This window comes from Bacteroides faecis MAJ27, from assembly GCF_900106755.1.
Taxonomy (GTDB): domain Bacteria; phylum Bacteroidota; class Bacteroidia; order Bacteroidales; family Bacteroidaceae; genus Bacteroides; species Bacteroides faecis.
On sequence record NZ_FNNN01000007.1, the window covers coordinates 1 to 13563 of the forward strand.

At 45.5% G+C, this 13563-nt stretch carries 13 protein-coding genes; 4 read left to right on the forward strand and 9 right to left on the reverse strand.

From position 1 onward, the window contains the following. Positions 1–116: 116 nt before the first annotated feature. From BLW31_RS07730 to BLW31_RS07740, 3 genes are read right to left on the reverse strand one after another with little or no spacing between them, the layout of a single operon-like run. A complete protein-coding gene (locus BLW31_RS07730; protein WP_010537637.1) occupies positions 117–1925 on the reverse strand; it encodes a corrinoid protein in 1809 nt (602 codons plus the stop codon). A gap of 30 nt (positions 1926–1955) precedes the next feature. Beyond that, entirely contained in the window at positions 1956–4202 is a 2247-nt protein-coding gene (locus BLW31_RS07735; RefSeq protein WP_010537636.1) for a glycoside hydrolase family 31 protein, read from the reverse strand. A gap of 56 nt (positions 4203–4258) precedes the next feature. Beyond that, a complete protein-coding gene (locus BLW31_RS07740) occupies positions 4259–6103 on the reverse strand; it encodes a right-handed parallel beta-helix repeat-containing protein (protein ID WP_029425502.1) in 1845 nt (614 codons plus the stop codon). Between the two features lie 644 nt (positions 6104–6747). Between BLW31_RS07740 and BLW31_RS07745 the strand changes: the two genes are divergently transcribed. Continuing rightward, positions 6748–7977 carry a site-specific integrase gene (locus BLW31_RS07745; protein ID WP_004311878.1) on the forward strand — a complete coding sequence of 410 codons (1230 nt, stop codon included), beginning with the start codon at positions 6748–6750 and terminating at the stop codon, positions 7975–7977. A 65-nt stretch (positions 7978–8042) separates the two neighbouring features. On the opposite strand, the gene BLW31_RS07750 is transcribed toward BLW31_RS07745, so the two are convergent. Together BLW31_RS07750 and BLW31_RS07755 are read right to left on the reverse strand one after the other, a co-directional pair. Further along, positions 8043–8354 (reverse strand): helix-turn-helix domain-containing protein, encoded by a 312-nt coding sequence (locus BLW31_RS07750; RefSeq protein ID WP_004311879.1) that lies wholly within the window; start codon positions 8352–8354, stop codon positions 8043–8045. Between the two features lie 5 nt (positions 8355–8359). Next, the gene (locus BLW31_RS07755; protein WP_008771129.1) at positions 8360–8527 is read right to left on the reverse strand and encodes a helix-turn-helix domain-containing protein; all 168 of its coding nucleotides are present in this window, start codon (positions 8525–8527) and stop codon (positions 8360–8362) included. Between the two features lie 525 nt (positions 8528–9052). On the opposite strand from BLW31_RS07755, the gene BLW31_RS24395 reads away from it, so the two are divergent. Further along, positions 9053–9214: a hypothetical protein gene (locus BLW31_RS24395; protein WP_004308096.1), complete on the forward strand. Its 162-nt coding sequence runs from the start codon at positions 9053–9055 to the stop codon at positions 9212–9214. A 126-nt stretch (positions 9215–9340) separates the two neighbouring features. Here BLW31_RS24395 and BLW31_RS07770 read toward each other — a convergent pair whose 3' ends face one another. From BLW31_RS07770 to BLW31_RS24710, 4 genes are read right to left on the reverse strand one after another with little or no spacing between them, the layout of a single operon-like run. Further along, complete coding sequence (locus BLW31_RS07770; protein ID WP_004318633.1) at positions 9341–10087, reverse strand: DUF8464 domain-containing protein; 747 nt, start codon at positions 10085–10087, stop codon at positions 9341–9343. A gap of 45 nt (positions 10088–10132) precedes the next feature. Next, the gene (locus BLW31_RS24400; RefSeq protein WP_004311895.1) at positions 10133–10291 is read right to left on the reverse strand and encodes a hypothetical protein; all 159 of its coding nucleotides are present in this window, start codon (positions 10289–10291) and stop codon (positions 10133–10135) included. 16 nt (positions 10292–10307) lie between these two features. Continuing rightward, positions 10308–10760, reverse strand: coding sequence for a M23 family metallopeptidase (locus BLW31_RS07775; RefSeq protein WP_008771124.1), 453 nt, complete (start codon positions 10758–10760; stop codon positions 10308–10310). Between the two features lie 24 nt (positions 10761–10784). Beyond that, complete coding sequence (locus tag BLW31_RS24710) at positions 10785–10916, reverse strand: hypothetical protein (protein ID WP_004311894.1); 132 nt, start codon at positions 10914–10916, stop codon at positions 10785–10787. A gap of 74 nt (positions 10917–10990) precedes the next feature. On the opposite strand from BLW31_RS24710, the gene BLW31_RS07785 reads away from it, so the two are divergent. Both BLW31_RS07785 and BLW31_RS07790 read left to right on the forward strand, forming a co-directional pair. After that, on the forward strand, positions 10991–12130 hold the full coding sequence (locus BLW31_RS07785) for a DUF4099 domain-containing protein (RefSeq protein ID WP_004318630.1): 1140 nt from the start codon (positions 10991–10993) through the stop codon (positions 12128–12130). A gap of 5 nt (positions 12131–12135) precedes the next feature. Continuing rightward, positions 12136–13560, forward strand: a complete 1425-nt coding sequence (locus tag BLW31_RS07790) for a DUF6047 family protein (RefSeq protein WP_004311892.1) — start codon at positions 12136–12138, stop codon at positions 13558–13560. Positions 13561–13563: the final 3 nt, after the last annotated feature.

The following is a 13563-nucleotide window of genomic DNA, read 5'->3' on the forward strand; positions in this document are numbered from 1 at the left end:
TATTTAACCAATTTATTACTATATTTGAAAACAGGATTCAAGTATAAAACCCGAATCCTGAAGTTTTCTATTTACACAAAATGGTGGACAGTGCCAAACCAGATAATCCATGCCTGTTATTTTTTATTTCCCATCAGCTCTTTAGCTACTGCCACCGCTGTATTAGCATTATCACTATATCCGTCCGCGCCAATCTCATCGGCAAATCCCTGACTGACGGGAGCCCCTCCGATCATCACTTTCACCTGACTGCGGATGCCTGCATCTTCCAATGCCTGAATCACATCTTTCATATAAGTCATGGTAGTAGTCAGCAGGGCACTCATACACAAAATATCAGCATTGTTTTCCTTGACTGCCTCAACGAACTTGTCACAGGTAACATCAATGCCGATATTGATCACTTCAAAGCCACAGCCTTCCAGCATGGAAGCTACGAGATTCTTTCCAATATCATGCAGATCCCCCTTTACAGTACCGATTACAATTTTTCCGATTGTGGTTGATGCATTACCAGCCAGCAAAGGTTTCAGAAGTTCCAAAGCCCCTTTCATGGCACGCCCTGCCATTAAAAGTTGCGGCACAAAGGCCTTGCCGTCCTGAAAGCGTTGCCCGACTTCTCCCATAGCTGTTATCATATATCCATTGATGATATCCTGCGGTACTACTCCGTCAGCGATAGCTTTCCTGGTGACTTCAACTGCCGGTTCCAGTTTTCCGGCTACGATAGCATCATACAAAGGTTTCAGCTGGTCCTCTTCCCGATTCTTTTCTTCTCTGACCCGAATACTTTCCTGTACATTACTTTGTCCTGCCTCTTGTTGGATTCCATCCGTATCCGCCGGCACAGGTACAGAAGAACCGGTATATTCCTCTATAATCCTCATCGCCTGTTCCACTTCTCTTTCATTATGGAAGTCCATTTCCAGATGCACCCCGTCCGCTCCGATATTATCCAATAAAGGTTTCAACTCATCCAGAGTCACCCAGCAAGCCATGACGCTCTTACCTCCTGCCAGTATCTTCTTATACAAATCATACCATTTCGGAGAACCTCCCTGCGGCTCACCAACACCGGGCGTCCACTGGATCGCATTCAACTCTTCAATTTCAAGCAGGGCAGGAAGATGATGCATCGCTCCTACTCCATCCAGATGATAAAGTGTATAGTCTATCTTCCGGCACTGTTCGCGAATAAACGGCTGTACAAAACGACGATAATCATCCTGACTGATCATGGTAGAAATATCGCTCTGCAACTTACTCATTTTACCCGGAGCCCATGAGGAGAAATAGCAGAATGCCATTTCATCTCCTTCGCGGATAATGTCGTAGAGTTCATCAAATACTTTAAAATAGATATCATTGATTTGCTGCATCTGCTGCTCCAGTACTTCGGGCTGCATGACCGTATCCAGCAATACCATATCAGTCCCCTTCAAAGCAGCCAGCACATCCAGTCCTTCCATCAGGTCGGGCATACCGACAAAATAATTCCCGTTGGCTTTAGCCTTGCAGGCTTTCAGAAGTTCCTTATGCAAAATCCAGTTGGGATGCTCCGGGTTGAATACAATCTCATCATTAAAGTCCGGGTCGGGATGTATCCAGATCGTATCTTCACCTCCTTCAAAAACTCCGCCCAGGATTGCAGCCAAAGAGCCGGGTCCCAGCTGAGTATTTGCAACAGGGAGCATATCCGCCATCAGACTACTGTGAGCGACATACCAATCCAGATATTCCGCCCGCCACTGAGGATCAAACCACTTCTGCGCCAGGTCTTTTGCCGGGGCAGGCGGAGCAATGTCCGCATGCGGTTTCACACCTTCCTGAAAGTGTTCCCACATAGAGAGAATAATTCCTTTATGATTCCACCAGTTTATATAACGTTGTTGAGTCTCTTCTAAATTCGTTTTCCAAGTTTTCATACTCTGCCAGTCTTTTTTAATTGTTCAATTTCATATCTTCCAAAATCCCTTGTAATCCTGATCAATGTGCAAAACAACACTTTTGCTTAAATCCATTTCGTCCGTACAATCCACTTCTTCCGGATAAATCGGGATCACGGCATTCTCGCGCACATATACCGGCATTTCTTCCAATGGCACATATATATCTTTCAGCCAGCATCCACCTTGCAGACGTTCTCCGGTAAAGAAATTCACCCATTGCCCTTCGGGAAGATAAACGTCACGACGGTTCTCACTATTCATCACCGGAGCCACCAGAAACTCATTGCCGAAGTAATACTCATCGTCGATATGCCAGCAGATCTTATCCTCCGGATGATGCAGGATCAGTGCCTGCAACAACGGACTGCCGCTCTCTATTGCCAGTTTGCTTTGCTCTAAGATATAGGGAATCAGCGAATAACGCAGTTTCCACCATTGCTTCACCAGCGGGGCGATAGCCGGATAATGCCAAGGCTCCCGCTTGTTGGTTCCATGATAACGGATGTGTGATGTGAATACTCCAAACTGTGTCCAGCGCATATAGACATCATCCGATACGATTGAGTTCATGAAGTTGGGCAAGGTATGGAATCCGGGGACATCATGACTCCAGAAAGCAAACCCCGACAGACCAAAATGTAAACCTCCTTTGAGCGAACCCGCCATGCCGTCCCATGAACTGCAAGAGTCCCCTCCCCAATGCAAAGGATAACGCTGGCAACCTGCCCAGGCTGCACGTGCCCAGACAATGCCATCTCCAGTCACCTCTTTCGTTATTTCATAAGCCGCTTTCTGATAGAGCAAGGCATACAGATTGTTCAACAGTTCCGGTTTCATACCTTTGTAGACAGCATCCATGTGGATATTTTCTCCGAAATCAGTTTTAATACAAGTGACTCCCACATCCAGAAGTTGCTTCAACAGTCCTTTATACCATTCTGTTGCCTTCGGATAAGTAAAGTCGATAGTCCCCGCGTAGTCCAGAGCTGAAAAATTAGAGCCGTCCGTATCCTGCTGCCTGGTCAGCGGAGCTATATAATCATTCGCTTTTGCTTCCCCGATCTGTTCCGCATTTTCGGCAACATAAGGCAACTGCCATAGAGATACACGGTAACCATTCTTTTTCAACCGCTGTATGAATCCTTTCGGATCGGGAAAACGTTCCTCGTTAAACTTCCATTCGCACAGCCAGTCGGTTCTGAACCAACCGGTATCCAGATGAATGACATCACAAGGATAATGTTCGGAGCGCATACGGTCGCAGATCTCATTTACTTCATCGGCACTGAAATAAGTCATCCGGCTCATCCACACTCCGAAGCTCCAGAGAGGAGGCATCGAAGGATATCCGGTCAGGTCACGATAGCCACGAAGTATCTCCTCCATCGTATCACCCGCTATGATAAATACATCCAGCATAGCCTGATCGCTCAGGAACTGTACGGAACGGGTGGAATGTCCTGCCAGCGAAAGTTTGCTGTGGGCACACGTATGATAGAAAGTCCCGTACATCCGACTGGAGAGATAGAAAGGTATATTCTTATAGGTACGCCGGTTGTTTACTCCCTGCCCATCCTGATTTTTCAGAAAAAGTGTCTGTCCGCTTAAGTCCATCTTGAAGAAACGTTCTCCGGTCCCTGCAAAACACTCATCCGGTTTGCTCTCGAAAGAGAGGGTGGCACGTTCCTTTTTCCCCATCCGTTTGCAGAAGGCAATGGGCAGTCCGTCGTAGCGGGGAGGTGAGAAATGGTCATAAGCTGCCAGACGGATTTCCCGCTTTCCGTCAGGATATAAAGTAATGTCCAGTGTTTCCTGAGGGTCGGGCAATAACTCACTCCAACGGTCCAGAACCGATGGTTCCACATTGATAACGGCACGCTTCGTTCCGTCTTCGGTCGAAAGAACCCATTTACCTTCCTGCTTCTCCACAGACAAAGGTACTTTCCGGATTCGCTCACTGAATTGCAACATTTCCGACCGGTCCGTCAGTTCATATTCACCAAACCCAAGAAACAAACGGGTAATGCCTGTACTATACTGACGTATTATTAATGTATATTCCTCTTGGGGGACAGTGGTATCCGCCGCCATATCATTGGCAAGTTGCTGTTTCTGAAAGGGTACTGTCACACAGACATCCCCGTCCTTTTCATAAACGGCTGTCGGTTTATATGCTTTCCAGAGCGACTCATCCCTTGATAACTCAGTATCAAAATCAAGGAAATCAAACAAATGGTAATTAGTAGGTTTCATCTGCAATCTATCTTATTAATTTATGATCTATCTCAGTTACTTGATCGATTCAAGTGCTATTTCATTCTTCCGGCACTATTTTTTATCTCATCCGCCACCTGCGGACCATTTTTTCTCCATACATTCCTGTTACCGGGGCGATTCGAGTCGAAGCGTTCAGCCGGACACCAGTTGTTTTCAATCGTATATCCATCAGTAGCTTCGTCCAGATAGATATAAAAAGCCCTGTCGTTGGTGGCATAAGGTGCTTCTTCCAAATGCTCGATCCGGTTATTCCGCATCACAGAGCCCGGTTGGCTGGAAAGTGTATAAAGTCCTCCGGCATCATACAGCCGACGGGCAAAATGATGTACATAGTTAGCTTCTATCCGGTTATTTTTCATTCCGCTTTGCAGCGAGGTCCATCCCCACCCTACACAAATGCCCGAATAGTTCAAGTGGCAGACTTCATTATGGGAAATATCGATACCGCTCACGTATCCCGCACCGATACCCACACACCCCCAATCTTCATTAGTCACATCCGTTATCAGGTTATTTTTAATAGTGATATCCGTGCATAAATCACGTTGGTCCAAAGGGATAAAAGGTACATGTGTCTCGAAACCTCCGTCTGGAAATGCACCCACCAGTATGCCTGTACCTCCGACATCCGAAAAAACACAATTCTCTACGCCGGAGGACGAAACCGCCCATTCATAATCCAGTCCGGTAGACGCCAGATGTTGAAACGTACAGCGATTGAACGTAAAATACTCGGCTCCCCTGACACGTATTGCTGTTTCGGGACGGGTAATCCATGCCTGATTTTCCAGTTCCGCTTTTTCCGGTAGTCCCGGTTCATGCAGTTTATAAGCATCCAATAGCGGAAATCCCCCTTGCAAAGTAACATGTCCCTGATACGAAGGACGCATCCACGAGGTATGGGCAAAGGTGATTCCTTCCAGGTGGATATGCCGTATCGGACGTTCCAACGTACCGTCCGCAATCATCAATGTTTCCAGAACCGGAATGATAACTTCAGCCGTTTCCATGTCTTCCCCCGAACGGGGATAATAATAGATTGTTCCCGACGGATATTCCTGAAACCACTCTCCCGGCTGGTCCAGCAGTTCCAAAGCATTTGTCAGGCAAAACGAGGAATTTCCTTTTTCTTCTCCGATGACAGGTTGGGGCCAGGGATGGGCAAATTCCAGATGACTCTCCGGCTGATGAAAACAAACAACGGACTGTTCCCCTCTGACGTCTATACTCTTCACACGCAGAATGGCAATTGCCCAACGCTGATGGACTATCATTTCCAGTTGCCCTGCATTTTGCAACTTCTCTATCTGATGGGTAGGAATCGTAATCGTCTGTTCTTCCGGATTAAAGTCAATCATTCGTTCCATCATTCCATCGGGGAACTGTGACGCCCACCGGGCTTTATTGCCATTCACCCACATCTGGCGGGTTTCTACCATTCTATTTCCGACAAGAGGTGCCTTTGCCACCCAAACTTTTGATCTTAATTCCCTGGCAATCCGCAGATCTTCGCTTCCCCGCTTCCATCCCGTAACTGCAACTCCGCCACTGATTAACGGGTGCGCATCCTCCACTGCACTTATGAGTGTCGGCGAATCGGGCCGACCGCTATCTTCCGGCCTGATAAACAAAGGAGCGGACTGTACATAGATCCCGTCTTCCAACCGGATAGAAATTCCTCCGGCTACTTCGGGAGCATTCAGCCTTCTCCATTCACGAGCCTGCTTGAGGGCATGGTTCAAGGTAAGATAAGGAGCTTCTTTTGTACCTGCATTCTTGTCATTTCCACGAGGAGATACGTAAATCTCCCCAGCAAAAAGAATAGAAAACATACTCAAAGAAGCCATCAAAACAAAAACAGTAAAAGTCTTTTTCATGGTACTATCTCAATGTGCTATTATAGTTAGGACGGGCACACATCCATTTAGTACTCTGTCTGACTTACAAAAAACAGATCGATATCCAAAAATTATTCACCGTTACTCATGCAAAAAGTGACTGTTCTTATTGTCACTTATCACTTTTCGCCATTAACACATTGACCTGCAACACAATAAAGGTGATAATAGGAAGTGACAATAGAGTGACAATAAGAAAAATCCACCCGTTTATTGTCACTTTAAGTTTGCCCATTTAGCGGAGATATACACGCCCGATTTATAGTACCTATAGGAAAAGAACGAAACAAGTAGTTCCAAGATCAGTTTCATCGGTTGAAACAAAGTGTTCCAAGCTTTGAAACAATGTGTTTCAAACAATGAAACAAAGTGTTTTTTCAAGATGCGCAAATATAGTGCAAACCTATTAAAATTCAAATAGTTATAAAACTAATGTTTTAATCGGATGTGGTGAATAAAGCTAAATAGAGCATATTTGGGAGTGAGTTATGTTACTTATCTGTTACCTCTTCCAATTTGCCTACTAATCGGATATAAGGCATTAGTTTTCAATATATTGCATTATTCTTCATAACTTCAAATACCTCAACAGTAATTAAATTTGTAACTAAAAAAGTTGAGTTATGAGAAGTACATTCAGAGTGTTGTTTTACACTAAAAATCAATCGATTAAGAATGGTAAAGTACCTGTAATGGGACGTATTACCATCAACAAGACCACAGCTTGCTTTAGCTGTAAGAAGGAGGTGTCTATTTCTTTATGGGACGCCAAAGCTAATAGGGCTAAAGGGAAATCCGAAGAAGCTAGAATGTTAAACCAGGAACTTGATAATGCCAAAGCCCAAATTGCCAAGCATTACCAATACATATGCGATCATGACAGTTTTGTCACAGCCAAGAAAGTCTATAGCCGCTATGTCGGTTTTAAAGAAGATTCCCACACCCTTATGGAGCTTTTCAGGGAACAGCTTGAGTCATACAAGGAGAAAGTAGGCAAGGAAAAGGCAAAAAGCACCTATCTTGGTTTAGTAGCCGATTATAAGAGCGCATTGCTTTTTTTGAAAGACAAAAAGAATGTTGAGGACATTGCACTTGATGAACTTGACAAAGATTTTATTGAGGACTATTATAATTGGATGTTGGGCACATGCGGCTCGGCCAGTTCTACAGCATTCGGACGTGTTAATACCATGAAATGGCTAATGCATATCGCTCAAGAGAAAGGTTTAATAAAAGTTCATCCCTTCACGGGTTTTGGATGTAAGCCGGGATATAAAAGACGTTCATTTCTCTCTGAAGAAGAACTGCAGAGGCTTATACATGTAGAATTGAGGTATAAACGTCAGCAGGCTATGCGTGACATGCTACTTTTCATGTGCTTCACAGGCCTCGCCTTCGCAGATCTGAAAGCAATTACTTATAAGAATATCCATACAGATTCTGATGGTGGCACATGGCTCATGGGAAACCGTATAAAAACAGGCGTAGCATACGTCGTGAAATTATTACCTATAGCAATTGAACTTGTAGAAAAGTATAAGGGTGATAACAAAAAGAAAGATTCTCCTGATTGCGTTTTCCCCGTCGGTGATTATGAAACCATGAAAAGTAGTTTTAAGGTTTTAGGGAAAAAGTGTGATTGTAATGTAAATATCACCCCTCATATCGGGAGACATACCTTTGCAGTTTTGGCTATATTGAAAGGCATGCCGTTAGAAACTTTGCAAAAAGTATTAGGACACAAATCGATTCTTTCCACACAAGTCTATGCTGAACTGATCAATCCGAAGGTTGGGGAAGATACGGATAGGATGTGCGACAAGATTGGTTCCGTGTATCGCTTGGCCAATTAGAATAAGTATGAAAAAACACCCTTCAGCAAATGTTGAAGGGTGTTTTTCGTATTCAGGCAGGTTGCTTATTTCAAGTAACGCCTGAAATCTTTATAGTTCTTTTTTAGTACCTCGTATAGCCCGCTTTCCGGATAGAGCAGTTTACCCCCGACAGAGGTAATTGAGGTATAAGGTATTGCCTTTTCATCCCGTAGTGTTTGTAATGTACGCTTGGAAACATGAAGCATCCGGCATACCTCATCTCCACTCAGATAATGTTCGTCTGCAATCGTCGGACGTATCCGTGCCGCAGCAGCCTCCAGATTTTTTCCTGTCCGTTTGATCCATCCGGTAAGTTCCTTGAACTCTTCCGAATCTTTAGTGATAATGTCTGCCATACTCTTTATTTTCTTTTTTTGATTAGTCCTTCCTCCAGAATTTGCTGGATGTCCACTTCTTTATAAAAGAATTTTCCACCGATATTAGAATAAGGAATCAGCCCGTTATCCCGGTAAGTCTGCAGTGCCCTTTTGGAAATATTGAGAGCCAGGCACACATCCTGCGCATCCAGTCACTTGTCCGGTGTTACGGGGGCTATTTTCTTTTGAAAGTCCATCATTTGCACGGACAGCATACTTAGTTGTTTCTTCAAGTCCTGATAAGCACTTGTTTCGATAATTGTCAGTTCCATGATTTATAAATTAAATTGTGAATAATGAAATTGGGTGCAAGATAAAGGGAATATTACTATAAATCAATCGTTTAGTTTCCAGTGTCGTTAATAGTCATTAATAGTCATTTTTTGTCAGCGTAGCTTTTCTTATACTTTTTATTTAACGGGGGAGTCGTGAAATCCGACATCCCTTATACAAATGGTAACTCTTTCATCTTTTTTCCTTTTTTGCCCTGCCACATTTCTTTATGATATGGATTTCTTCGGAGAAATCAGAAATATGAGTATCTTTGGAACGAAATATAGATTTAAATGGCAGGCAATAGCCTTCCAATTAGATATAGACATAACATTCGCAGAATGTCTCAAGACGGAAATCTGGCAAATTTCTGCAAGGGAATAGGTGAAACCGGTGCCAAATGAATGCTTTCCAACTCCGATCCCCGGCAAAAGAACCCTGAGAACACCTTCTTCGACGACCTCTATGCCGGTTTCCATATCCAGCGAATCAGCATCTTCCGTTCCATCTGTTCCATAGCCGAGAAAAGAGAAGCGGTCAATGAATTGCTGATCAGAAATTATTAAGAATAAATATCCGGTGGTAGCCGGGTAGCAATAAAAAGAGAGCCAAATTCCCTCCAGCAGGGATTTGACTCTCTTTTTTATTGCCTGCCTTTCATGCATCAGACAAGGACCAGTATTTTATAATTTTCAACCGGACTGTTTCTTTGCAGGCTTTTCAATCAGCTTCGGGGCTGTTTCGTGCTGATGATCCGTCTTGTTCTCCTGCGCCATCTTCCTGCCCAACAGGTAATCGTTCAAATCGTTATACTCCCGGTAGCAGTCGGACTTGTCCCTGACCGGGCATCCGGCTTGCGCCATCTGCTGAAAAGCCTGCCTTCCGGCGGAATCGTTATCCAGTAGGCAGAGGGCACTCTTATACTCTTTCAAGACAGGGATAGCCTTGCCTACATTGCTGACCGAATTTAAAACGATATAGTCCGGACCGTTTCCTTTAGGCTGTCCGTTACCGGGATGTGTAGCCTTGAGCGTGAGGTATGAGAGATAATCCATAAAGCCTTCAACCACTATGCAACGGTCGCTGCCATTTTTGATATGGGTAATCTCTTTGGGCGATATGCTGCCTTTTAGGTATTTGTTACGGATCTCGTACCCGCCGCTCCGGTTGGCAAAGCCTACGGCAAAATACCATTTTCCCTTGTTCTGAAAATGCACTTCCTTGCATGCTTCCCTTGCGATTTCAGGCAAGATGCCTCTTTCTTTGAGATATCCCAGCAAGACCGGGTTCGTCAGCGGATCAATGCGTACCTGCCGGTAGCCGGTAGCCTGCGGTTCCGCCTGCCGGGGAGAGGCTGCTACCGGACGGAAAGCAGCCGGAAAATGTCCCTCTATCGTTTTAAGCGCATAAGAGATATCCTTCGTCTTTTGAAGCTCCATCGCCAGGGTGATGATGTCCCCTCCCTGTCCGATGCCGAAATCGTATCATAGGTTGCGGGATGCGCTCACCTTGAAAGAAGGTGTCTTCTCCTCACGGAAAGGGGAACAATACCAGATACTGTCCCCTTGTTGTTTTACCGGGTTGAACCCCATACGCCGGAGATAATCCTCCAACTGAATGCTCTTGGCTTCTTCAATGTTCATTGTGTAACGGATTAAATTAATGACTCTTTTTAGAACGGGAATCCTTTAGTATCACCCACTGCAACGGATTCTGCGGCTTCCCGTTTTTTCTCAGTTCAAAATGCAGATGGTTGCCGGTCGCTATGCCGGTATGACCGACATTGCCGATATGCCGACCTATGCGTACATCGCTCCCTTTCCTCACATGCAATTTGCTCAAGTGTGCATACAACGTGGAAAAGCCGCCCGCGTGCCGGATTTCGATGTACCAGCCGTAACTGCTGCTATACCTGGCTTCAACGACTTTCCCGCTTCCTGAAGCATAGACCGGCGTGCCATAGGGTGCGGCAAGATCCACTCCGGCATGGAGTATCCTTTTCTTTTTCACCGGATGCATCCTTATACCGAAACCGGAAGAAACGGCATACCTCCTCCGACTTTCATTCAATGGATACAGAATAGGATAATCGGCCAGTACGGTAACCGGCAACCGGCTGTCTCATATGAAAGACTTTCACTGCCGGGCAGAGTGGATACGGTAGATGACAGCACTGAGTCCGGCTTTATATCCCTTTGACGGGGACTGTGCAAAAGCCGGACATGACAATAAGTGACAGAACATGACAATTAATGACAACTTCCTCATAATCAAACTATTTAATGACAAAGATAGTAATTTTACCCTCGTAAATGATTCATTAATCTTTAAAATTAACGTATATGAACGATGTGAATTTAGCTCCTGAAAACAAGGAAGCAACCCCGGAACACGGGTATTTGATGGCGTATGACAAGAAAGAGCAGAAAGCCAAAGGTGTAAAAGGAATCGCAGCGAACGGAGAGCTGGAAACGCTCGAAGCTAACGAGGCGAACAGGGACCAGTTTATCAAAGTGGACCAACGTGGAAACTTCTTCACCAACTTCGGGAAGAATTTTCTCTACCAGTACAATAATCCCGGTCGTTACTCCCTCTACAACATGCCGAAGGAAACGCTCGTAGAGCAGGCCAAAGAAAAGATCGAAGCGGCGCAGGAACCACAGAACGAAGCAGTCAGAAGGGAACTGGCTTCGACCAGGGTGTATAATAACCATCGCTTCAACGAGCGGGAAGTGAATTGGGAACAGGCCGCCAAATACGGCATTACCCCGGACGGACTGAAGAACGCAAAGGACAGCCTCGAAAGAATGTTGCAGGGAAAGACTTCCGCTATCGCTTTCCGTGTGGCAAAAAATTCCGAGCTGGGGCGTGAAAACGGGGATGCCAAACTCTCCCTGTTCCGCGACGAGAACGGAGCTGTCAAGTTCGACATCCACTACATCCGTCAGGCTCCCAAGATCGGGGAAGACTACAGGGGACATGTCCTGACGGAAGAAGACCTCAAGGCCCTGAACCAGACCGGCAATCTCGGCAAGGCGGTGGATGTAGTCATTGACTACCGTACCAAAGAAACCAAATCCTGCTACCTTTCCAAAGACCCGGTGACCAATGAATTGTTCCATATGCCCGTAGAGCAGGCACGCATTCCGCGTAAGGTGAAAGATTATACGCTTTCTCCGAAAGAATACGATGCTGCCGTGCGCGGTGAGGAAGTACCGATCCGTTTCAAGTCTGATAATGGAAAATTTTATGCCACCTCCATCCAGATGAGTGCCGCCGAGCGAGGGGTGGAATTCCTCTGGGAAAGAAGCACCAAGAAGTTGGAAGAGGCACAGAAACAAGGTCAGGAACAAGACGGAAGCCAGCAGCAGCCCCATGCACCGGTACAAGTAGCCGGAAAACCCCGGAAAAAAGAGGAAGCCTCACAGCAAGCGGAAAAGAAACCGCGTACCCGTAAACCGTCCATCACACCTAAAATGTAAGAAAAATGGCAACCTATATTTCTGATGATCCCAAACTATTGGACGAGCTTTTCAGGAAAGACGGTGAAGGCCAGCTCCTTGTCGGTTATGAAACCGGCAAGGAGAAACCCCATGCAGAATCCTCCTATATGCTTTATCCTGCCAATCCCGACAGGCAAGACCCTGTCTATACGTTTATGGCCTTGTTCAGCCAACAATCGATAAAAGCCAAATACTCCGCCTTCGTACCGAATACCCGTCTGGAAATCTATTCATTCCCGAAGATGACGGATGTACCGGCTATCTCCGGAGATATTTCCAAAAAGGAATATATCAATCAGGTATTACTACCCTATATCCGGGAAAAGGGACTGGCTCCTCTAATAAGTACCAATCTGAGAAATGTCCTGTTTGCGCAGTCACGCAGCGATATCCTCATGATATCGGGAGAACTTCCGAAACTGACCACACAGCAGTTGGACGAGCTGGTCCATTTTCATCAGAAGCAGGATGAGCTGGCTGCCAGGTATGATTATAATCCGGTTTACAAATTACCGCTGCATGCTGTGGAAACGTCCAAAGGAATCTTGTTTTTCAGTGATACCAAAATGGGACGGGAGGGATTGAAGAGCTTTTACCAACAGTTATCCGGCAATTATTTCTGGGTTCATGGCGAACCCGGTCCTGTCAGGCAATACAACGTCAACTGCCTGTCCGACGATATCTGTCCTTTGGTGGATGCCTGCTACCGGAAGAATCCCCAAAGCGGAAAAGGGGAATATGATTTTGATAATGCTGTATTCTCAAAAGAGGCTTTCCGTGACAGGAAACAGTGGAAACTGGCGTTTGAAACGGACATGGAGCCGAGCGCTTCTGAATTTCTCCGCCTGAATGAATTTGCCGGATGTCCTGCGAGCCGTAACAATGCGGATATCAGCAAACTGTTGTATCTGATGGAGAACGGATTCAAGCGGGATATAATAAATGATCCCGATTTCGGATACCGGAATGTCTTTCAGGAGTATGTCACCCGGATAGACGACTGTATCAACGGACAGTCCTCGGGGCCAGATTTGTCAGATGTGCTGGATGACATGCGTTGGAAAGCGAAGAATATCCTTCTGACGGATTTCGATGTCCGTGGACACCGTACATTGGAAAGGACACTGAATGACAGGAGCGTCCCGTTTCTCATCAATGGAACCGATGCCGGCGAAGCCATGAGGCAAGCCTTGCTGGAAGGAAAGTGGATCTACTGTCCCCAAATATCCAAGTCAATGCCAGATTTACATTTCCTCCATGCCGAAAAGACATGCAACCGGGTAATGGCATATACCAAATCTCCCGTAAACAAGACCGTGTATCAGGAGAAAAACGGCAAAATCATTCCATATGTACCGGCTTTGAAAAAGGTATCGAAAACGAAAAGGAACAATTCCCTCAAAATGTAATGA